The organism is Streptomyces erythrochromogenes (assembly GCF_040684695.1).
GTDB lineage: Bacteria > Actinomycetota > Actinomycetes > Streptomycetales > Streptomycetaceae > Streptomyces > Streptomyces erythrochromogenes_C.
In genome coordinates, this window is record NZ_JBFBGM010000020.1 from 25858 (window position 1) to 46731 (window position 20874).

Annotated in this window: 23 protein-coding genes; 17 read left to right on the top strand and 6 right to left on the bottom strand. The window is 73.3% G+C overall.

All coding sequences use genetic code 11. From position 1 onward, the window contains the following. Positions 1-284: 284 nt before the first annotated feature. The 10 genes from AB0O53_RS26215 to AB0O53_RS26260 all read left to right on the top strand — a co-directional run bounded on the left by AB0O53_RS26215 (position 285) and on the right by AB0O53_RS26260 (position 9452). A complete protein-coding gene (locus tag AB0O53_RS26215; protein ID WP_225884681.1) occupies positions 285-1322 on the top strand; it encodes a ParA family protein in 1038 nt (345 codons plus the stop codon). A 41-nt stretch (positions 1323-1363) separates the two neighbouring features. Then, positions 1364-1846 carry a hypothetical protein gene (locus AB0O53_RS26220; protein WP_435886673.1) on the top strand — a complete coding sequence of 161 codons (483 nt, stop codon included), beginning with the start codon at positions 1364-1366 and terminating at the stop codon, positions 1844-1846. 285 nt (positions 1847-2131) lie between these two features. Continuing rightward, a complete protein-coding gene (locus tag AB0O53_RS26225; RefSeq protein ID WP_365198669.1) occupies positions 2132-3184 on the top strand; it encodes a segregation and condensation protein A in 1053 nt (350 codons plus the stop codon). Continuing rightward, positions 3181-3813 (top strand): SMC-Scp complex subunit ScpB, encoded by a 633-nt coding sequence (scpB, locus tag AB0O53_RS26230; RefSeq protein WP_365198672.1) that lies wholly within the window; start codon positions 3181-3183, stop codon positions 3811-3813. The genes AB0O53_RS26225 and scpB overlap by 4 nt, the downstream gene beginning before the upstream one ends. Then, positions 3813-5111: a pseudouridine synthase gene (locus AB0O53_RS26235; protein ID WP_365198675.1), complete on the top strand. Its 1299-nt coding sequence runs from the start codon at positions 3813-3815 to the stop codon at positions 5109-5111. Before scpB ends, AB0O53_RS26235 begins: the two co-directional genes overlap by 1 nt. 147 nt (positions 5112-5258) lie before the next feature. Continuing rightward, positions 5259-5867 carry a nicotinamide riboside transporter PnuC gene (pnuC, locus tag AB0O53_RS26240; RefSeq protein ID WP_351001497.1) on the top strand — a complete coding sequence of 203 codons (609 nt, stop codon included), beginning with the start codon at positions 5259-5261 and terminating at the stop codon, positions 5865-5867. Further along, positions 5864-6943, top strand: coding sequence for an AAA family ATPase (locus tag AB0O53_RS26245; RefSeq protein ID WP_351001495.1), 1080 nt, complete (start codon positions 5864-5866; stop codon positions 6941-6943). The genes pnuC and AB0O53_RS26245 overlap by 4 nt, the downstream gene beginning before the upstream one ends. After that, positions 6940-7680 (top strand): NUDIX hydrolase, encoded by a 741-nt coding sequence (locus AB0O53_RS26250; RefSeq protein ID WP_365198679.1) that lies wholly within the window; start codon positions 6940-6942, stop codon positions 7678-7680. Before AB0O53_RS26245 ends, AB0O53_RS26250 begins: the two co-directional genes overlap by 4 nt. Then, on the top strand, positions 7677-8687 hold the full coding sequence (locus tag AB0O53_RS26255; protein ID WP_351001491.1) for an ADP-ribosylglycohydrolase family protein: 1011 nt from the start codon (positions 7677-7679) through the stop codon (positions 8685-8687). Before AB0O53_RS26250 ends, AB0O53_RS26255 begins: the two co-directional genes overlap by 4 nt. A 3-nt stretch (positions 8688-8690) precedes the next feature. Continuing rightward, positions 8691-9452: a nucleotidyltransferase domain-containing protein gene (locus tag AB0O53_RS26260; RefSeq protein ID WP_351001489.1), complete on the top strand. Its 762-nt coding sequence runs from the start codon at positions 8691-8693 to the stop codon at positions 9450-9452. On the opposite strand, the gene AB0O53_RS26265 is transcribed toward AB0O53_RS26260, so the two are convergent. The 3 genes from AB0O53_RS26265 to AB0O53_RS26275 all read right to left on the bottom strand — a co-directional run bounded on the left by AB0O53_RS26265 (position 9438) and on the right by AB0O53_RS26275 (position 11104). Next, a complete protein-coding gene (locus tag AB0O53_RS26265; RefSeq protein WP_365198683.1) occupies positions 9438-10121 on the bottom strand; it encodes a nucleotidyltransferase domain-containing protein in 684 nt (227 codons plus the stop codon). The two genes, AB0O53_RS26260 and AB0O53_RS26265, sit on opposite strands and share 15 nt — an antisense overlap. A gap of 73 nt (positions 10122-10194) precedes the next feature. Then, a complete protein-coding gene (locus AB0O53_RS26270) occupies positions 10195-10680 on the bottom strand; it encodes a Rieske (2Fe-2S) protein (RefSeq protein ID WP_351001485.1) in 486 nt (161 codons plus the stop codon). Between the two features lie 82 nt (positions 10681-10762). Beyond that, positions 10763-11104 (bottom strand): DUF952 domain-containing protein, encoded by a 342-nt coding sequence (locus tag AB0O53_RS26275; protein ID WP_351001483.1) that lies wholly within the window; start codon positions 11102-11104, stop codon positions 10763-10765. Positions 11105-11241: 137 nt separating this feature from the next. Between AB0O53_RS26275 and AB0O53_RS26280 the strand changes: the two genes are divergently transcribed. The 5 genes from AB0O53_RS26280 to der all read left to right on the top strand — a co-directional run bounded on the left by AB0O53_RS26280 (position 11242) and on the right by der (position 15902). Continuing rightward, positions 11242-11685: a YidB family protein gene (locus AB0O53_RS26280; RefSeq protein WP_351001481.1), complete on the top strand. Its 444-nt coding sequence runs from the start codon at positions 11242-11244 to the stop codon at positions 11683-11685. A 118-nt stretch (positions 11686-11803) separates the two neighbouring features. After that, positions 11804-12892 (top strand): prephenate dehydrogenase, encoded by a 1089-nt coding sequence (locus tag AB0O53_RS26285; RefSeq protein WP_351001479.1) that lies wholly within the window; start codon positions 11804-11806, stop codon positions 12890-12892. A gap of 118 nt (positions 12893-13010) precedes the next feature. Beyond that, the gene (cmk, locus tag AB0O53_RS26290; RefSeq protein WP_351001477.1) at positions 13011-13718 is read left to right on the top strand and encodes a (d)CMP kinase; all 708 of its coding nucleotides are present in this window, start codon (positions 13011-13013) and stop codon (positions 13716-13718) included. Next, positions 13673-14362 carry a lysophospholipid acyltransferase family protein gene (locus tag AB0O53_RS26295; protein ID WP_365198688.1) on the top strand — a complete coding sequence of 230 codons (690 nt, stop codon included), beginning with the start codon at positions 13673-13675 and terminating at the stop codon, positions 14360-14362. Before cmk ends, AB0O53_RS26295 begins: the two co-directional genes overlap by 46 nt. A 76-nt stretch (positions 14363-14438) precedes the next feature. Further along, positions 14439-15902 (top strand): ribosome biogenesis GTPase Der, encoded by a 1464-nt coding sequence (gene der, locus AB0O53_RS26300; protein ID WP_030855303.1) that lies wholly within the window; start codon positions 14439-14441, stop codon positions 15900-15902. 13 nt (positions 15903-15915) lie between these two features. Here the strand turns inward: der and AB0O53_RS26305 are convergent, their stop codons facing one another. Then, the gene (locus AB0O53_RS26305; RefSeq protein WP_365198691.1) at positions 15916-16317 is read right to left on the bottom strand and encodes a hypothetical protein; all 402 of its coding nucleotides are present in this window, start codon (positions 16315-16317) and stop codon (positions 15916-15918) included. 209 nt (positions 16318-16526) lie between these two features. Continuing rightward, positions 16527-17339 carry a DUF8842 C-terminal domain-containing protein gene (locus AB0O53_RS26310; RefSeq protein ID WP_351001471.1) on the bottom strand — a complete coding sequence of 271 codons (813 nt, stop codon included), beginning with the start codon at positions 17337-17339 and terminating at the stop codon, positions 16527-16529. Between the two features lie 296 nt (positions 17340-17635). On the opposite strand from AB0O53_RS26310, the gene AB0O53_RS26315 reads away from it, so the two are divergent. Both AB0O53_RS26315 and AB0O53_RS26320 read left to right on the top strand, forming a co-directional pair. Next, positions 17636-18367 (top strand): LysM peptidoglycan-binding domain-containing protein, encoded by a 732-nt coding sequence (locus AB0O53_RS26315; RefSeq protein WP_351001469.1) that lies wholly within the window; start codon positions 17636-17638, stop codon positions 18365-18367. Between the two features lie 119 nt (positions 18368-18486). Continuing rightward, positions 18487-19455 carry a helix-turn-helix transcriptional regulator gene (locus AB0O53_RS26320; protein ID WP_351001467.1) on the top strand — a complete coding sequence of 323 codons (969 nt, stop codon included), beginning with the start codon at positions 18487-18489 and terminating at the stop codon, positions 19453-19455. 293 nt (positions 19456-19748) lie between these two features. Here the strand turns inward: AB0O53_RS26320 and AB0O53_RS26325 are convergent, their stop codons facing one another. Further along, on the bottom strand, positions 19749-20825 hold the full coding sequence (locus AB0O53_RS26325) for a phosphatase PAP2 family protein (RefSeq protein WP_351001465.1): 1077 nt from the start codon (positions 20823-20825) through the stop codon (positions 19749-19751). Positions 20826-20874 lie beyond the last annotated feature (49 nt).

The following is a 20874-nucleotide window of genomic DNA, read 5'->3' on the forward strand; positions in this document are numbered from 1 at the left end:
CCTTGACAGAGTGGTGTTCGGTTGCCGACACATCGTGCCGGGTCCGGCGGATTGTGTTGCCGCTGAGTGGTGACACGCCATAGAGTCGCCAACCGTCGGCATGGTGCCACGCTGACCTATCGATAAGTGTCCTGGTCGCGTCCGAGGAGGTAAGACGACTTGTGAATAAGTCGACATTTACTCCTGGGGGTGGTGGAGCAGGCGTCCCTGAGCGGGGCCAGAGTCCTGCCGGGCTCGAAGCTGTCGGCTCCGTCGCAGTACGCACCTTCGCAAACCACCAGCACATGACGACGCCCCAAAAGAGCATGGACGGCCTAGACGTGAACTCCAGGGCCGGCGACCTGAGCGGCGATACGCCCACGGGATTCGCCGACTACGACAATGTGCCCGAGGGGCACTTCTACGACCCCGACGCGGAGTACGAACCGGACCCCGAGTACGCGGCCACCCTCGCCCCCGACGCTGCCCGCCAGCGCCGTGAGCGGATCGGCCCGACCGGACGCCCGCTCCCGTACTTCCCGATCCCGGGTCCGCTGACCGACCACGGTCCGGCGAAGATCATCGCGATGTGCAACCAGAAGGGCGGCGTGGGCAAGACCACGTCGACCATCAACCTGGGTGCCGCGCTCGCCGAGTACGGGCGCCGCGTGCTGCTCGTCGACTTCGACCCGCAGGGCGCGCTGTCCGTGGGCCTCGGCGTGAACCCGATGGAACTCGACCTGACGGTCTACAACCTGCTCATGGAGCGGGGCATGTCGGCCGACGAGGTGCTGCTCAAGACGGCGGTCCCCAACATGGACCTGCTGCCGAGCAACATCGACCTGTCCGCTGCGGAAGTGCAGTTGGTCAGCGAGGTCGCGCGCGAGTCCACCCTGCAGCGGGCCCTGAAGCCCCTGATGGCCGACTACGACTACATCGTGATCGACTGTCAGCCCTCGCTCGGCCTGCTGACCGTGAACGCCCTGACGGCGGCTCACAAGGTCATCGTCCCGCTGGAGTGCGAGTTCTTCGCGCTGCGCGGCGTGGCGCTGCTGACCGAGACCATCGAGAAGGTGCAGGAGCGGCTCAACCCCGAGCTGGAGCTCGACGGCATCCTCGCCACCATGTACGACTCCCGCACGGTGCACAGCCGCGAGGTGCTGGCGCGCGTCGTCGAGGCCTTCGACGACCACGTCTACCACACGGTCATCGGCCGGACGGTGCGCTTCCCGGAGACCACGGTCGCCGGTGAGCCGATCACGACGTACGCGTCCAACTCCGTCGGCGCCGCCGCCTATCGCCAGCTGGCCAGGGAGGTGCTCGCCCGGTGTCACGCCGAGTGAGTCTGCCCGGCGCCGACGAACTGTTCCGTACGACCGGGGGGATGGCGCTGCAGTCGTCCTCGCCGCGCCGCGGGGCCGAGGAGGCACCCGCCGCGGAACACTCGGCCGCTCCGGCCGGGGGAACGGCGGGAGAGGGCCGCAGCCGGGAGGCTGAGGCCGCTGCGGAGACGGGCGGGCCCGTGGTGGGCCAGCCGCGGCGACCGCAGGAAGGTTCTGTCAGCCCGGCCGGGCCGGCCGCCGGGGCGCCTGCCGCCCCGGCCGGGGCGACCCGGCGGGGCAAGGGCCAGGGCCGCGGTGCGAACCGGCGGCCCAGCGGCCGCGAGCGGCACGACGAGAAGATCACGGTCTACGTCTCCGCCGAGGAACTGATGGACCTCGAACACGCGCGGCTGGTGCTGCGCGGGGAGCACGGCCTGGCCGTCGACCGCGGCCGCATCGTCCGCGAGGCCGTGGCGGTCGTCCTCGCCGACCTGGAGTCCCGCGGGGACGCCAGCATCCTGGTCCGCCGCCTCCGCGGCCGCTAGGCCCCTGCGGGCCCCAGCGGCGCCGCCCGGCCGGACCGTGACGCGCCCGATGTCCTGCCGAGAGGCCGCCGACCCGCCGTCGGCGGCCTCTCCGCTTCCCGCCGGCCCCGCCGCTCGACCTGCCGTGCGCTTCCCGGACTGCCGACTGCCGACTGCCGACTGCCGGCCCGCAAGCGCCCGCCGGGACGCCCCGCCGCGCTGCCCGCGGGGGCGGGAAAACGTTCGGGCAGGGCCTAGGCTTTTCGTGGCCCACCTGCCGTTTCTTCCGTACCCACCTGGACCGCCATGCCCCCCGATCACCACGCAGCCCGCCCGGCCCGCCGGAGCCTGGGGCGCGGGCCGGGTGCCACCGCCGAGGCCCCGGTGTCCGACCCGGCGGCGCCCGAGGCCCCCGCCACGGGCCCGGTCGCGGCGGAGCGCGCCGGGACCGGCGATCCGGCCGGGCCGGCCGACACCGCCGGGACCCCGGACGCGGCAGCGACCGCCGCAGGGGCGGACCCGGGAGTGCAGAAGAGCGCCGCGGAGCCCGCACCCGCAGCAGGCGACGGGCGGTTCACGCTGCGGCTCGACAACTTCGAGGGGCCCTTCGACCTGCTGCTCCAGCTGATCTCCCGGCACAAGCTCGACGTCACCGAGGTCGCGCTGTCCAGGGTCACCGACGAGTTCATGACGTACATCCGGGCCATGGGGCCCGACTGGGACCTCGACCAGACCACCGAGTTCCTCGTCGTGGCCGCCACCCTGCTCGACCTGAAGGCCGCCCGGCTGCTGCCGGTGGCCGAGGTCGAGGACGAGGCCGACCTCGCCCTCCTGGAGGCCCGGGACCTGCTCTTCGCGCGCCTGCTCCAGTACCGCGCGTACAAGCAGATCGCCGAGATCTTCGAGCGGCGGGCGGAGAGCGAGGGCCGGCGCTACCCCCGCACGGTGGGTCTGGAGCCGCACCACGCCGACCTGCTGCCCGACGTCGTCATCAGCATCGGCGCGGACGGGTTCGCCCGGCTCGCCGTCAAGGCCATGCAGCCCAAGGCCAAGCCCCAGGTCTACGTGGACCACATCCACGCGCCCCTGGTCAGCGTGCGCGAGCAGGCCGGCGTCGTGGTGCGGATGCTGAAGGTGCGCGGCGAGGCCACCTTCCAGGAGCTCACCGAGGACGCCGAGGACACCCTCACCGTCGTGGCGCGCTTCCTGGCCCTCCTGGAGCTCTACCGGGAGAAGGCGGTCGCCCTCGACCAGGAGGAGGCCCTGCGGACCCTCACCGTGCGCTGGAGCGGCGGGGACGGCGACGGCATGCCGACCGTGACCGACGAGTTCGACCGGATCGTGGAGGCGAAGGATTGAACAGCGACGCCGGCGCGGTGGCCGCGCTGGAACTGAAGCCCGCCCTGGAGGCCGTCCTCATGGTCGTGGACGAGCCCGCGACCGAGGCGCACCTCGCCAAGGTGCTGGAGCGCACTCCGCGTGAGGTCGCGGACGCGCTGCGGGAGCTCGCCGACGAGTACACGGCCGCACGCAGGGGCTTCGAGCTGCGGCTCGTCGCGGGCGGGTGGCGTTTCTACACCCGGGCGGAGTACGCCCCGGCCGTGGAGGGCTTCGTGCTGGACGGCCAGCAGGCCCGGCTGACCCAGGCGGCGCTGGAGACCCTGGCGGTCGTCGCGTACCGCCAGCCGGTGAGCCGGTCGCGGGTCTCCGCCGTGCGCGGAGTCAACTGCGACGGGGTCATGCGGACCCTCCTGCAGCGCGGTCTGGTGGAGGAGGCGGGGACGGAACCCGAAACAGGTGCGATCCTATACAGGACGACGAACTACTTTCTGGAGCGGATGGGCCTGCGCGGCCTGGACGAGCTCCCGGAGCTCGCGCCCTTCCTCCCCGAGGTGGACGCGATCGAAGCCGAGACGCAAGAAGGTGTGCCGTCGTTCGATCCGGACGCACCGGACACCGATGAAGACGACAAGACGACGGAACTTTGATGCGAAGCAGCGGCAACGGCAACGGTGGCAACAGGAACAGCGGCGGCGGTGGCGGCGGCGGGCGCGGTAGCGCCCGTGGCGGCGGCTCCGGCGGCGGCGGTGGCTACCGCGGCGGCTCCGGCGGCGGCTCGGGCAGCGGTGGCGGCTACCGCGGCGGCTCCGGCTCCGGCGGTGGCGGTGGCTACCGGGGCGGCTCCGGCGGCGGCTCGGGCAGCGGTGGCGGCGGCTACCGCGGCGGCCAGGGCGGCCAGGGCGGTTCGCGCGACCGTGACCGCGACCAGGCTCCCCAGCGTCCCCGCAACCCCCGTCCGGAGGAGCGCCGCTACGACGTGGGCCCCGAGGGCGAGCGCAGCCGCGGCGGTGCCCGCGGCGACGCGGCGCGCGGCGGCGCCAAGGGCGGCCCCCGTACGCCCAGGACCCCCGGCATCGGCGGCGCCGGCGGCCCGCGCCGCGGTCCGGGCAGCCGCAGCGGGCAGTCCCGCCCGCGCGAGCTGGACGCGCGCATCGAGGAGCGCGTGCGCGACCGGTACGCCGACAAGCCCGTGATCAAGACCCCGAAGACCTTCCCGGGCGCCGAGCAGGAGGGCGAGCGCCTGCAGAAGGTCCTCGCCCGCGCCGGCATGGGTTCGCGCCGCGCCTGCGAGGAGCTCATCGAGCAGGCCCGCGTCGAGGTCAACGGCGAGATCGTCACCGAGCAGGGCAAGCGCGTCCAGCCGAAGGACGAGATCAAGGTGGACGGTCTGACCGTCGCCACCCAGTCCTACCTGTTCTTCGCGCTGAACAAGCCGGCCGGCGTCGTCTCCACCATGGAGGACCCGGACGGCCGCCAGTGCCTGGGCGACTACGTCAACAACCGCGAGACGCGGCTGTTCCACGTCGGCCGGCTGGACACCGAGACCGAGGGCATCATCCTGCTCACCAACCACGGTGAGCTGGCCCACCGCCTCACGCACCCGAAGTACGGCGTGAAGAAGACCTACGTCGCCGCGATCACCGGCAACCTGCCGCGCGACATCGGCAAGCGGCTCAAGGACGGCATCGAGCTCGAGGACGGCTGGGCCCGCGCCGACAACTTCCGCGTCCTGGACCAGGTCGGCAAGAACTACATGGTCGAGGTGACCCTCCACGAGGGCCGCAAGCACATCGTCCGCCGCATGCTGTCCGAGGCGGGCTTCCCCGTCGACAAGCTGGTGCGGACCTCCTTCGGTCCCATCGAGCTGGGCGACCAGAAGTCCGGCTGGCTGCGCCGCCTGACCAACACCGAGGTCGGCATGCTGATGCGCGAGGTCGGTCTGTAGGCCCCCGGCCCACCGCTCCACCCACTCCACCCGCTCCACCGCTCCATGAGAAGCCCGCAGTGCCCCGGCACTGCGGGCTTTTCCCTTGCCCAGACCCTCCGACCCTGTTTATAGTCACAGTGACTATTAAAGGAAGTGGGGGCCGGGATGAACTGGACCTTGAGCTGGACCGAGGTGCTCGGCTTCGCCACGGGCGCCGTGTGCGTGTGGCTGGTGGCCCGTCAGCACATCGCCAACTGGCCGATCGGCATCGCCAACAACGTCTTCTTCATCGTGCTCTTCACCCAGGCCGGCCTCTATGCCGACGCCGGACTCCAGATCGTCTTCATCGCCCTCGCCGCGTACGGCTGGTGGTCCTGGACCCACGGGGGTGGACCAGGAACCGCCGGGGCCCTGCCGGTGCGCCGCACCACGCGCACCGAATGGGCCTGGCTGGCCGCGGCGGGGGCGGCGGGGACCCTCGGCCTGACCCTGCTGCTCGACCACGCCACCGACTCGACCGTCCCCTTCTGGGACGCGGTCACGACGGCGCTCTCCCTCGCGGCGACCTACGGCCAGTGCCGCAAGCTGGTCGAGTCCTGGTGGCTGTGGATCGCCGCCGACCTCGTCTACATCCCCCTGTACGTCCACAAGGGGCTCCACCTCACCGCCCTGCTCTACGTCGGCTTCCTCGCCCTGTGCGTCGCCGGCCTGCTCGGCTGGCGGCGCACGCTCACCGAGCGCGGCGCCCGCACGGCCCTGGAGGCGACGGCATGAGGCGCTTCGGCCACGGGCTGGTGCTCGGCAAGTTCTACCCGCCGCACGCCGGCCACCACCACCTGGTGCGCACCGCCCAGGACCGTTGCGAGCGGCTGACCGTCCTGGTCTGCGCCGCCTCCGTGGAGTCGGTGCCGCTCGCCGACCGCGTCGCCTGGATGCGCGAGGCGCACCCGGAGGCCGACGTCGTCGGGGCCGTCGACGACATCCCCGTCGACCTGCACGACCCGGAGATCTGGGAGGCCCACATGGCGATCTTCCGGGCCGCCGTCGGCCGACCCGTCGACGCCGTCTTCACCTCCGAGGAGTACGGCACCGAGCTCGCCCGCAGGTTCGGCGCCGAGGAGGTCTGCGTGGACCCCGCCCGGACCCTCTTCCCGGTCTCCGGGACCGCCGTACGGGCCGACCCGGCCGGCTGCTGGGACTTCCTCGGCCCGGCCGTACGGGCCCGCCTCGCACGCCGCGTCGTCGTCCTGGGCGCCGAGTCCACCGGGACGACCACGCTGTCCCGTGACCTGGCCGCGCACCTGCGGGCGCGCGGCGGCGTCTGGGCGGCCACCGGCTGGGTCGAGGAGTACGGACGCCGCTACAGCGAGGAGAAGCTCGCCGCGGCCCGCGCCGCCGACCCGTCGGCCGGCTGGGAGGACGTCTCCTTCACCTCGGAGGAGTTCCCCGTGATCGCCCGCCGGCAGGACGAGGCCGAGGAACGGGCCGCACGCGCCGGATCACCGGTGCTGGTCTGCGACACCGACTCCTTCGCCACCGGCATCTGGCACGAGCGGTACATGGGCGGCCGCAACCCGGAGGTCGAGCGGATCGCCGCCCTCACCCACCGGGACCTGTACCTGCTGACCGAGGACGCCGACGTCCCCTTCGAGGACGACGGACTGCGCGACGGCCCCGAGCTCAGACCCTGGATGACCCGGCGGTTCCGCGAGGAGCTGGAGAGCACCGGACGGCGCTTCCTGTCCCTGCGCGGCGACCGGCAGGAGCGGCTGGCCGCGGCCGTGGCGGCCGTGGACGAACTGCTCGCCGAAGGCTGGCGGTTCGCCGACCCCCTCCCGGAGAACCGGTGAGCGGGGCGGCGGAGCCGGGCTATGACCCGTACGCCTTCGAGCCGTTCGCGGTGACCGTCGACCTCGCCGTGTTCACCGTGCGCGGCGGCGCCCTGCACGTGCTGCTGATCCGGCGCGGCCAGGAACCGTACGCCGGATCCTGGGCCCTGCCCGGCGGCTTCGTCCTGCCGCGGGAATCCGCCGAGACGGCCGCCCGCCGCGAACTCGCCGAGGAGACCGGCCTGCCCGAGCAGGTCGTGGCCGCCCTGCACCTGGAGCAGCTGCGCACCTACAGCGAGCCGGACCGCGACCCCCGGATGCGGGTCGTCTCGGTGGCCTTCACGGCCCTCGTCCCGGACCTGCCCGAGCCGGCCGCCGAGGGCGGCGGGGACGCGGCGCAGGCCCGCTGGCTGCCCCTGGGGCAGGCCCCCGACCTCGCCTTCGACCACGCGGAGATCCTGGCCGACGCGCGGATACGGATCCGCTCGAAGCTGGAGTACACCTGCCTGGCCACCGCCTTCTGCCCGCCCGAGTTCACGCTCGGGGAGCTGCTGTCCGTGTACGAGACCGTCTGGGACACCGTCCTCGACCGGCCCAACTTCCGCCGCAAGGTCCTGACGACCCCCGGGTTCGTCGAGCCCGTACCGGGCGCCGCCCGGCTCACCGGGGGCCGCGGCAAACCGGCCGCCCTCTACCGGGCCGGACCGGCGACCGCCCTGCACCCACCACTGCTCCGACCGGAAGGACCCACCCGATGACGAAGCGAGCCGCTACCGGCGCGCTGGTCGGCCTGGCCCTCGGCGACGCCCTGGGCTTCCCGACCGAGTTCAACGACGTCCCCGCCATCCTCGCCAAGACCGGCCCGTGGCGCGAGATGCGCCTGCCCCGCCCGGCGATCGTCACGGACGACACCCAGATGACCCTCGCCCTGGCGCGCGGCATCCGGACCGCGACGGACCGCGGACGCATAGGCCCGCTGCGCCTGACCCGCCCGGTCCGCGAGGAGTTCGTCGACTGGTACCACTCGCCGGAGAACAACCGGGCGCCCGGCAACACCTGCCTGCGGGCCTGCCACCTGCTCAACGATCCGCAGCGCGACTGGCGCGACGCCAGCCAGACCGGCTCCAAGGGCTGCGGGGCGAACATGCGGGTGGCCCCCGTCGGACTGGTGCCCGGCTGGACCGACGAGGAACGGGCCGGCGCGGCCCAGCTCCAGTCCGCCCTCACCCACGGCCACCCCACGGCGCTCGCCGCCTCCGACCTGACGGCGCTGACGGTGCACCTGCTGGCCACCGGAACCGAGGTCACCGGCCTCGTCGGGCGGTTGCGCTCGTACGCCCTGGAGAACCGCACCCGCTACCACGAGCGCTGGCTCGGCGACCTGTGGATGCGGACCGCCAGCGACGCCACCCCGGAGTCCTTCATCGCGCGCGGCTGGGACGAGTGCCTGGAGGTGCTGGACCGGCTCGCGGCCGCCCTGCGCTCCCCGTCCCCCGAGACGGACCCCTGCCTGACCACCGGCGAGGGCTGGATCGCCGAGGAGGCCCTCGCCACCGCCCTGCAGTGCTTCCTGCTCTTCCCGGACGAGCCCCTGACGGCCCTGCGCCGCGCCGCCTGCACCAAGGGCGACTCCGACTCCCTCGCCTGCCTCGCCGGCGCCTTCGCCGGGGCCCACCTCGGGGCGGACGTCTGGCCGCGCGAATGGGAGGGCCGCATCGAGTACCGGGACGAACTCCTGGCCTTCGGCACCCTCTGGGACGCGTGATCCATGCTGGACGCGCTGAGTATCGACCTGACCCCCGTCGTGGCGGAGCAGCCCGACCCGCTGCTCTTCGCCACGGTCTCGGGCGCACACCTGTACGGCTTCCCGTCGCGGGACTCCGACATCGACCTGCGCGGGGCGCACCTGCTCCCGGCGGAGGACCTCCTGGGCCTGCGCGAGCCCGAGGAGACCCGCACCCGCATGTGGGACCGCGACGACGTGGAGATGGACCTCGTCACCCATGACCTGCGCAAGTTCGTCCGGCTCATGCTCAACCGCAACGGCTACGTGCTGGAGCAGCTGCTCTCCCCGCTCGTGGTCCACACGACGGCGGCGCACGAGGAGCTGGTCGCCCTGGCCCCCGGCGTCCTGACCTCCCACCACGCCCACCACTACCGGGGGTTCGCGAACACCCAGTGGCGGCTCTTCGGCAGGGCCGCCGAACTCAAGCCGCTGCTCTACGCCTTCCGGGCGCTGCTCACCGGCATCCACCTGATGCGGTCCGCCGAGGTGCAGGCCCACCTGCCGACGCTGCTCGCCGAGGTGCCGGAGGCACCGCCGTACCTCGCCGCCCTGATCGAGGCCAAGGTCGCCGCCGAGCACGGCGGCTACGAGGGCCCGCCGCTCGCCGAGGTACGGCAGGACTTCGAGGCGCTGCACGCGGTGCTGGACGCGGCGCAGGCGGCTACCGCGCTGCCCGAGCACGGCTCGGCGTTCGACGCGCTGGACGCCTACGTCGTCCGCCGGCGGCGGTCACTGGAGGGCTGACGCGCGCCGGGTGCGGACGAGGAAGTCCTCCACCCGGGCGCGGTCCGGCTCCTGGGGCAGGGGAGTGCCGGCCAGGGCCTTCTCCGTCTCCTCCTGCAGGCGGGTCATCCAGGCGTCGACCTCGTCCCAGGTGAGCTCCCCGCGGCGGACGGCGAGCAGGCGGTCGCGGTGGGGGCCCGCATCGATGCTCAGGAGGCCGGTGCGCAGGAGGTCGCGGCAGGACAGCAGCAGGCGCAGCAGGTGCATGGCGTGCTTCCAGCGCGGCGCGCCGTGGACGCGGACGTCCGCGACGAGCTTGCCGTGCTGGGAGGCCGCGTACCGGCCGAAGCTGGTGTGGGCCCGGCGGGAGAGGAAGGCCCCGCGCAGGGAGAGCAGTTCCACGCCGACCGGGCCGACGTGTTCCACCAGGGGCGAGTGCAGGCACTCCAGGATGTTCGGATTGGCCCGCAGGGCGAGTTCGCAGAAGCGTTCCAGCTCCCAGGAGAACTCCTCGTCCCGGGGGCCCTCCACGTGCGCGGGGGGCTTGTCGAACCGCCAGAACAGCGGGGTCGGCGCGAGGTAGACGCCGCGCCGGTCGGTGTCGCTGGTCTCCGTGGCCAGCCCGAACGCCCGGGAGCCCATCACGCACCGGTAGACCGTGTGGTCCCGTACCAGCGTCAGATCGTCCATCCGGGGAGCCTACGCCGGGGCGCACCCGCCCTGCCGGGCCTTTTCCGCAGGCCGGCAGGGCTGCGAGCGCCCGCTACGCCAGCGTGATGTTGCCGTCCGCGGAGACCGTGATCTTCTTCTCGGCCAGCCCCTTCGTGGCCGGGCCCTTGATCACCGCGCCGTCGGTGGCCTTGAACTCACTGTTGTGGCAGGCGCAGTTGATGGCGTTGTCCTCCACCTTGGTCACCAGGCAGCCCTGGTGGGGGCAGACCGCCGTGAAGCAGCGGAAGGACCCCGCGGTGGGCTGGGTGACGACGACCTTCTGCTCCTTGAGGACCTTGCCGCCGCCCACGGGCACGTCCGTCGCCTTGGCGATGGCCTTCCCCGCGGGCGCGCCGCCGGCCGAAGGGGTGGCGGCGGGGGCGTCGCCGGGCGGCGGGCTGGCGGCGCCGTTCGGTTCACCGGACCCGGTGTCCGCGCCGTCGGCGCCGCTGCCGCAGGCGGTCAGGGCGCCGCCCGCCAGGGTGGCCGCTCCGATCACCAGTACCGTGCGCCGGGCGGTTTGCGTGGGGTCGCTCATCAGTCTCTCCTCGCTGTGTGGCCGGATCGGCGTGCAGCATCCTGGCCTGCGGCGGGCCTCAGGTGAAGCCTGCCGCGCCGTTTCACGAGCCCTGCTGCCATGGTGCCAGTGAGGCAGGTGTGCCAGGTGTGCGTACGACCTCCCACACGCGGACCACGGCGTCCCGGTTCAGCGGACCGAAAACATGTGGGAAACGGCCGGCGGAATCACCCTCCCGGCGGACCTCCGCCGTCAGGGCGTCCTCGTCGAGCTCGACCGCCAGCAGGGTCCCCGGCAGCGCCCGGTAGTGCGTCTCGGCGATGTCCAGCACCGTCGCCCGGTCGGCCGAACAGTGCACGAACCCCTCGGAGTCCAGCGAGGGCGGGGCGTACGGGAGCTCGGGCGCGGCGGTCCAGTCGGCGAGCGGGACGATGTGGAAGATCATGCCGATCGTTCTACCGCAGTGGCGGCCGGCCCGGGTGCCGGGTGGCGACGTGGTCCGGTTCGGGCGACATTGTCCGTGTCTCGATGCCGGGTACGGCGCTGTCCGCGCGGCCCGGCCCTCCTGCGAAAGGCATGACGATGGCAGGTAACGACCTCGGTTCGCTTCTCGGCGGCCTCCTCGGCGGCGGCAAGGGCGGGAGCGGCGGCGGGGGAGGCGACATCCTCGGCGCCCTCCTCGGCGCGCTCATGGGCGGTGGCGCCGGCGGTGGCGGCCAGGCCGCCGGCGGCGCGAACAACAACCCGCTCGGCGGCCTCATGGACATGCTGACCAAGTCCGGCCTGGCCGACCAGGCCCAGTCCTGGATCGGCACCGGCGAGAACAAGCAGGTCAGCGGCGCGCAGATCAGCGAGGCCCTGCCGGACGAAACCCTCCAGAAGGTCGCGGCCCAGGCCGGGGTCTCGCCGGAACAGGCGGCGGACCAGATCGCCCAGAGCCTGCCGCAGGCCGTCGACAAGCTGACACCGGCCGGAGAGATCCCCTCCGGTTCGCTCGAGGACATCCTCCGGCAGCAGAAGTTCTGACGGCCCCGCCCCACGAGGGCCCGGCGCCGTCCCACAGGGCGGGCAGCCGGGCCCTCGCGGCGTGACGTCTGGCTACCCTGAGTCAGAACCTGTCGTCACAGCACCCGTGGAGCGCCCCGTGAGAACCGCCGTCGTCATCGGAACCGGACTGATCGGCACTTCCGCGGCGCTCGCGCTGACCGCCCGCGGGATCACCGTGCACCTCGCCGACCACGACCCGGACCGGGCCCGCACGGCGGCCGCCCTCGGGGCCGGCACCGACGAACCCCCGCAGGAGCAGGTCGACCTCGCGATCGTCGCCGTACCCCCGGCCCACGTGGCCGCGACCCTGGCCGACCTCATAGGGCGCGGCGCGGCGCGCGCGTACGTGGACGTGGCCAGCGTCAAGGGCGGACCCCGGCGGGAACTGGCCGCGCTCGGCGTGGACGCCACCGCCTACATCGGCACCCACCCGATGGCGGGCAAGGAGCAGTCCGGGCCGCTCGCCGCGACCGCGGACCTCTTCGAGGGCCGCCCCTGGGTGCTCACCCCGACCCGGGACACCGACCACGAGGTCCTCAACCTCGCGCTGGAGCTGGTCGCCCTCTCCCGGGCCGTACCGGTGGTGATGGACGCGGACGCCCACGACCGGGCCGTCGCGCTCGTCTCCCACACCCCCCAGCTCGTCTCCAGCATGGTCGCGGCCCGGCTGGAGGAGGCCGACGAGACGGCCGTACGCCTGTGCGGGCAGGGCATCCGGGACGTGACCCGGATCGCGGCCTCCGACCCGCGGATGTGGGTGGAGATCCTGTCGGCCAACCCGGGACCCGTCGCCGACGTCCTCGCCGGGATCGCGGCCGACCTGGAGGAGACCGTGGACGCCCTGCGCAGCCTGCAGTCCGCCGACGTGGAGAAGCGCCGCGGCGGAGCCGCCGGCATCGAGGACGTGCTGCGCCGCGGCAACGCGGGCCGGGTACGGGTCCCGGGCAAGCACGGAGCGGCACCCGCGGCCTATGAGACGGTGGCCGTGCTCATCAGCGACCAGCCGGGCGAGCTGGCCCGGATCTTCGCCGACGCCGGCCGCGCCGGGGTCAACATCGAGGACGTGCGGATCGAGCACGCGACGGGCCAGCAGGCCGGTCTCGTCCAGCTCATGGTGGAGCCGCGTTCCGTGGCCGGCCTGACCGCGGAGCTGCGGGAACGGGGCTGGGCCCTGCGCAAGCAGTAGCCCGCGGGCCGGAAAGCCCGGCCTGACCGGCGAGACACCCCCCGGGGCCCGGTAACCTTGCAGGGGGGCGTTTTGCCGCGCCCTGACACGCACGCGCAACCAGGAAGGTGCCCGCACCGTGGAAACCGCAGCTCCGTCCGCCGTGATCGTCGCCATCGACGGTCCCTCCGGCACGGGCAAGTCCAGCACCTCCAAGGCCGTGGCCGCCAAGCTCGGGCTGCGCTACCTGGACACCGGTGCCCAGTACCGGGCCATCACCTGGTGGATGATCTCCAACGGGGTCGACACCGACGACGCGCAGGCCGTGGCGGTCGCCGCCGGCAAGCCCACCATCGTGTCCGGCACCGACCCGGCCGCCCCCACCATCACGGTGGACGGCCTCGACGCCGCCGGTCCCATCCGGACCCAGGAGGTCACCTCGCGGGTCAGCGCCGTCAGCGCGGTCCCCGAGGTGCGCACGCTCATCACCGAGCTGCAGCGCTCCATCGCCGCCGAGGCGGCCCGGGAGGCGGACGGGATCGTCGTCGAGGGCCGGGACATCGGCACCACCGTCCTCCCCGACGCCGACCTCAAGGTCTTCCTGACCGCCTCCGCCGAGGCGCGCGCCGCCCGGCGCAGCGGAGAACTGCGCGGCAAGGAGGCCGCCGACCTCGCGGCCACCAAGGCGGCGCTGATCAAGCGCGACGCCGCGGACTCCGGCCGCAAGACCTCCCCGCTGGCCAAGGCCGGCGACGCGGTCGAGGTGGACACCACCGAGCTCACGCTCGACCAGGTCATCGAGTGCGTCGTGACGCTCGTCGAGGAGAAGCGGGCGGGCCGCAAGTGAGCCGAACGCCCTCCCTCAAGGGTGCGGCGGTCGGCAGGCGCATCGGCATCGGCCTCATGTACGGGCTGTGGAAGCCGCGCGTACTGGGCGCCTGGAAGGTGCCCGCCTCGGGCCCCGTCATCCTCGCCGTGAACCACACGCACAACATAGACGGCCCCATGGTCATGGGCACCGCACCCCGCCCCCTGCACTTCCTGATCAAGAAGGAAGCGTACGTGGGCCCGCTCGGCCCCCTCCTGGACGGCATCGGACAGGTCAAGGTCGACCGCTCCGGCGCCGACCGGGCCGCGATAGGCCGCGCCCTCGCCGTGCTCGACCAGGGCGGGGCCCTCGGGATATTCCCCGAGGGCAGCAGGGGCGAGGGCGACTTCGCCTCGCTGCGCGCGGGACTGGCGTACTTCGCGGTCCGCAGCGGCGCGCCCATCGTGCCCGTCGCCGTCCTCGGCAGCTCCGCGGGCCGCGGCAGGCTGGTCCCGGGCCTGCCGCCCTTCAAGAGCCGGGTCGACGTCGTCTTCGGCTCGGCCTTCGACGCCGGGGACGGCAGTGGCCGCCGTACCCGTACCGCGCTGGACCAGGCCACCGTACGCATCCAGGACCGGCTGACCGCCCACCTGGCCGACGCCAAGCGCCTGACCGGGCGCTGAGCGAGACTTGAAACCAGTAGTGGAACCGCGCTGCGCGGGCACCACCGATCACCACGAACGACGAGGAACGGACTTCATGAACGACCAGCACGACCACGGAGCACTTGGCGACGCCGAGTACGCGGAGTTCATGGAGCTCGCCGCGGAAGAGGGTTTCGACCTCGAGGACGTCGAAGGCGCCATCGAGGAGGCGGGCCACGGCCCGCTGCCGGTCCTCGCCGTCGTGGGCCGCCCCAACGTCGGCAAGTCGACGCTGGTGAACCGCATCATCGGCCGCCGCGAGGCGGTCGTCGAGGACAAGCCCGGCGTCACCCGCGACCGCGTCACCTACGAGGCCGAGTGGGCCGGCCGGCGCTTCAAGGTCGTCGACACCGGCGGCTGGGAGCAGGACGTCCTCGGCATCGACGCGGCCGTCGCCGCCCAGGCCGAGTACGCCATCGAGACCGCCGACGCGGTCGTCTTCGTCGTGGACGCCAAGGTCGGCGCCACCGACAGCGACGAGGCCGTCGTCCGGCTGCTCCGCAAGGCGAAGAAGCCCGTCGTCCTGTGTGCCAACAAGGTCGACGGCCAGAGCGGCGAGTCCGACGCCGCCTCGCTGTGGTCCCTGGGCCTCGGCATGCCCCACCCGGTCTCCTCGCTGCACGGCCGCGGTACCGGCGACATGCTCGACGCCGTCCTCGACGTCCTGCCCGAGGCCCCCGAGCAGACCTTCGGCGGCGCCGCCCCCGGCGGCCCGCGCCGCATCGCGCTGATCGGCCGCCCGAACGTCGGCAAGTCCTCGCTGCTGAACAAGGTCGCGAAGGAGAACCGGGTCGTCGTCAACGAGCTCGCCGGCACCACCCGCGACCCGGTCGACGAGCTGATCGAGCTCGGCGGCGTCACCTGGAAGTTCGTCGACACCGCCGGTATCCGCAAGAAGGTCCACCTCCAGCAGGGCGCCGACTACTACGCCTCGCTGCGCACCGCCGCGGCCGTCGAGAAGGCGGAGGTGGCGGTCATCCTGATCGACACCACCGAGACCATCAGCGTCCAGGACCAGCGCATCATCACCATGGCCGTCGAGGCCGGCCGTGCCATCGTCATCGCCTACAACAAGTGGGACGAGCTCGACGAGGAGCGCCGCTACTACCTCGAGCGCGAGATCGAGACCGAGATGCAGCAGGTCTCCTGGGCGCCCAGGGTGAACGTCTCGGCGCTCACCGGCCGGCACATGGAGAAGCTGGTCCCGGCGATCGAGACCGCGCTCGCGGGCTGGGAGACGCGCGTCCCCACCGGCCGGCTGAACGCCTTCCTCGGTGAGGTCGTCGCCGCCCACCCGCACCCGATCCGCGGCGGCAAGCAGCCCCGCATCCTGTTCGGTACCCAGGCGGGGAGCAAGCCGCCGCGGTTCGTCCTGTTCGCCTCCGGCTTCCTGGAGCACGGCTACCGGCGCTTCATCGAGCGCCGCCTGCGCGAGGAGTTCGGCTTCGAGGGCACCCCGATCCACATCTCGGTGCGGGTGCGCGAGAAGCGCGGCGCCCAGTACAAGAAGAAGAAGTAGCGGCGGTCCGGGGTCAGTAGCCCCGGCGCGGAGCGGGCGGCAGGGCCGCCGGGATGTGCGTCATCCCGGTCTGGTGCTGCCGCCCGTCGGCGTATCCGGGGCTGCCCGCGTACGAGTAGGCGGGCTGGGTCTGCGGCTGGGGCTGCTGCTGTGCGGGGGAGGGCGTCTGGGACGGGGCCTGCGAGCCGTAGGAGGGCTGCCACTCGGCCCGCTGCCAGCCCGAACCGCTCCAGCCGCCGCCGTACGTGCCGGTGTAGCCGCCCCCGTAGGAGAAGGCCGTGAACCCGAGGTCCTCCTCGCCCGTGCGGTCGCCCGGCAGGGCCCGGAAGGCGCGCAGGTACTCCGAGTACAGCGCGTCGTAGATCGGGGTGTGCGAGACGGCCGGAGAGCTGTCCCGGTCGCGTACGGGACGCATGGCGGGGACGGCGCTCGGATAGGACGGGGCGCGGGAGGAGTCGTATGGATGCACGTATCAGCCAACGAAACCGGCGCGCTGCGGATGCGGGGTGAAGGGGCGGGAAACACAGATCGCCGGGGGTGTGCGGGACGGACCGCACACCCCCGGCGCACGCCGCCCGGCCCCCTCCACGGGGACCGGGCGGCCGTCTTCGGGTACCCGCCGGATCAGGCGCCGGGCGTGCCCGCCAGCGGCATCGCGGCGGCCACGAGCTTGCCCGCGGCGGCGGCCTTGTCCAGCGCGTCGCGCAGCAGGTCCTCACGGGGCTGCTGGCCGATGGAGCCGACCGGGGCGGCGTAGATGAGCACGCGCTGGGTCTTCTGGACGGCGGTCCGCCAGCCGTCGGTGACCGACAGCGCCTGGTGCGCCTGCCACCAGGCGACCTGGCCGCCGCCCTCGGCGCCCGGCTGGAGCACGGCGTGCAGCTGCCCGGCCGCGAGCAGGACCGACCATCCGCCGAGGAGGGTGGGGAGCTCGGACGTGTCGGTCACCGGGATGAAGCCCTGCTCGATCAGGAGCGGCAGGAAGTCGTCGCCGGGGCCGTCGCTGCCCGGGCGGGCGATCGGCGCGGTCGGCTCGACGACCAGGGCCGGGTGCAGCTCGCCGCCGATGAGCACGAGGCCGCTGGTGATGCCGAGGACGGCCTGTCCGCCGGGCACGTTCTGCGGAGCGGGCGCGCCCGTGTCCGACGCGGAGGCCGGGCTGTCGCCGGTGATGCTGCGGACCGCGCCCTGGAGCTGCTCCTCGGAGACGGAGACGACCTGCGAGGGGATGCAGGTGGCGTGGGCGAACGCGAGGACGGCGGTCTCCTCGCCGACGAACAGCACCGTGCTGGTGCGGTCGTTCTCGGGGTCGCCCGGAGTGCGGCAGGAGGTGCAGTCGTAACTGCGCGGCGCGTCGTCGCCGACGAGCAGCCTGTCGGCTTCTTCGTCACCGATCTCGGCACGTACCTCATCACTGACGTCGAGCATGCGCGGCACGGGGTGGCTCCTCGGCATAGGTGCGGGTCCGGGAGGCTCCCGGCTCGCCGGGCACAACGCAGGAGCGGTGGCCGGGGTCACGCCATTTGAGGGAACGGATTCGAACCGGGCGCCCGGAAGGGTGAACCGTGCGCCCAGGGCTTCGTTTTTGTGCCAACTGGTTTCTACTCGTGCGCAGTTGGTGGCCGGGTGTGGCCGTTTCGGCGGACGGGTGCGGTCGGCCGACCGGGTGGGGTGGCGTGACCCGCCGCGTGGCGGGCCGTGGGGCGCCGCGGGGCGCTGCGTAGCGTGATCCGATGCCCAACCTCCGCATCCCCCGGGCCGTCCGCGCCGCCGCGGCCGCCGCCGTGCTGGTGCTCGTACCGCTCCAGGGGGCGGCGGACGCGGCACCGCCGCCGCCCGCGCCGGGTCCGGCCGGGGCCGCGCACCCGGGCTCGCCGGGCGTGATCGGGAGCGGACCGGGGGACTGCGGGCCCGGCGGGGAGTGGCCCTGGGACTGCGTGGCCGACTGCGAGAGCGGCGGGCGGTGGGCGGTCAACACCGGCAACGGCTTCTACGGCGGGCTGCAGTTCTGGCAGCCGACGTGGGAGGAGTACGGCGGCCTGGCGTACGCGCCCCGGGCCGACCTGGCGCAGCGCGCGCAGCAGATCCGGGTGGCACAGGAGGTCCTGGCGGCGCAGGGGTGGAACGCGTGGCCGGTCTGCTCCAAGCGCTACGGACTCGCCGGGCGGATGCACACGGTCCGGGGCGGGGACACACTGGTCACGATCGCCCGTGAGCGGCGGGTGAAGGGCGGATGGCAGGCGCTGTACGAGGCCAACCGGCAGACGATCGGGCCGAAGCCGGCGGCGATCGAGGTGGGCACCCTCCTGCTCCTCCCGGACCCGCCCCCGCCGCCCGCGGCGAAGCCGACCCCTGCGCCCGTTCCCGTGCCGGGGGCGAAGCCGAGTCCGGCGCCTGCGGGCGTACCGGTCCCTGCGCCTGCGGCGAAGCCGAACCCCGTAGGCCAGGCGGGCCCCCGGCCTTAGCCCGCGCCTGCGGCGGAGCCGAACGTGGTGCGTCCGGCCGGGGCGGGCCCCGTTTCCCGGGCGGGGGCGGCAGGGCGATCACGGGCCGCGCGCGGCGGCGCCACTGGCAGACTCGGGGGATGCTCGAGACCTCCGCGCGGCTGCTGCGCCTGCTCTCCCTGCTCCAGGCCCACCGCGAGTGGACCGGCGCCGACCTCGCGGACCGGCTGGGCGTCACCGCCCGGACGGTGCGGCGCGACGTGGACCGGCTGCGGGAGCTCGGGTATCCGGTGAACGCCACTCCCGGGACCGGCGGCGGTTACCAGCTGGGGGCGGGCGCCGAGCTGCCGCCGCTGCTCCTGGACGACGACGAGGCCGTGGCCGTCGCCGTCGGGCTGCGGACCGCCGCGGGCCACGGGGTCGAGGGGATCGGGGAGGCCTCCGTGCGGGCCCTCGCGAAGCTGGAGCAGGTCCTGCCGTCGCGGCTGCGCCGGAGGGTGTCCGCCCTCAACGCGTTCACGGTGCCGATGCTGCGCGGGGCCCAGCGCTCCACCGTGGACGCCTCGGTGCTGACCGAACTGGCCTCGGTCTGCAGGGACGCCGAGCGCCTTCGCTTTGAGTACCGGGACCACGGGGGCAGTCTCACCCGCCGCACCGTCGAACCGCACCGGCTCGTCTGCACGGAGCGCCGCTGGTACCTGGTCGCCTGGGACCTGGACCGCGAGGCGTGGCGCACCTTCCGTGCGGACCGGATCGAGCCCAGACCGCCCCACGGGCCGCGCTTCACCCCGCGCCCGCCACCGGCCGAGGACCTCGCCGCCTTCGTCTCCGAAGGCGTCTCGCAGCGGGTCTACGCCGCCCGCGCGGTGGTGCGGCTGAAGGTGCCGGAAGAGGAGGCGGCGCAGATCATCGGGCCGAGCGACGGGGTCCTGGAACCGGTCGACGCGCACACCTGCCTGCTGCGCACCGGGGCCGTGAACCTGGACGTTCTGGTGATTCACATCCTGCTGCTCGGTTGTGAGTTCGAAGTGGTCGAGCCGTCCGGTCTCACGGATCGGATGAGGGACCTCAGAGATCTCCTGGGGCGGGCCGTCGGGCCGGGGAAGTGAAGGAAATGTAGTGGACCTGAGGGGGATTCAGCTGGTCCGGTCCAAGGGATCGATGGAAATGGACAGCCGCAATTTCGTGGTTCTCGACGGAAATTCGAATACGTCCGCAGCCCGGGCGTGTCGCGGTCCGGAAAGCAATTGGCGACTGTAGATATTCTGTGACACAAGCGTGACCCGGGACGGACGAACGTCCGGGCGTGGCGCTGACGAACGCCGAAGGCGGGCCGGGTCGATGACCCGGCCCGCCTTCGTGTCACGGGGGTGGAGGGTGCGTACCGCCCCCGTCGCGGCCGTCAGCCGCCGGCGACCGGACGGGCCGCGGTGCCCCGGGTTCCGGCCCGCTCGGGGTGCGCGGGGTGGGCCGGGCGGCGGCTGCCGACCGGGGTCACCGGGGTCCGCTCGGAGCGGATCAGGTGCGGCCGGTTGGCCGGGTGCACGGCCGAACGGTGCGCCGGGGAGTGCCCCGCCGCGCTGCCGGCCGGCGTCGCCGCGGCGGGCGCCGGGGCCGGCTCGCCGGCGGTCTCGGCGACGGGCTTCAGCCGCCACTTGCCGCCCGCGGAGAGCAGCGGGGTGAGCGCGGAGACCACCGGTGCGGGCATCCGTCCGGTCTCGGCCCGGCGGCGCAGCAGCTCGCGCAGATCGAAGACGTAGGCCTCGGTCCGCGCGATGAGCGGCTCGAACCAGGGCAGCGCGAGCAGGATCAGCAGACCCGCGGACCAGCCCAGCAGGACGTCGCTGACCCAGTGCGTGCCGAGGTACACGGTGGTGGCCCCGACGCTCAGCGAGACGACCGCGGACACCACGGACAGCACCCGCCGGGTGACCACGGTGGAAGCCAGGTAGGCCAGGATTCCCCAGGTCACGACGGCGTTGGCGGTGTGGCCGGAAGGGAATATATCGCCGCCCGCGAAGAGTTCGGCCGAGCCGATCTCCGTGGCGTAGTGCGGGCCGAGCCGGCCCAGGCCCAGCTTCACGGACCCGACGGTCACGTTGAGCAGCAGCAGCGCGACGCCGAGGGTGATCAGCGGGCGGAGGGTGTGCTGCCGCCAGGAGCGCCAGCCGAGCCACGCGGCGACCATGACCGCGGTGGGCCCGCGCTGGCCGAGTACGACCAGGTAGTCGAGGAAGGCGTGCAGCTGCGGCCACTGCTCGTAGGGCCGGAAGAACATGATCTGCCAGTCCAGGCGGACCAGCCAGGAGGTGGTCAGCACGGCCACCACGATGGCGAGGTAGAACGCGAGGGTCGATCCCAGGAGCACGACGCGGTGCCGGCTCATCTGCGGAGTCTGCAGATGAGCCGGTCGCTCTGGTTCCCGGTCCAGCCGGGCGAAGACCCGCTCCAGACGGGTCAGGATTTGATCGGTACGCACTCAATCGACGTTACCGCCCGGCGCTGGTCGGCCCGGGCGAATCGCGGGC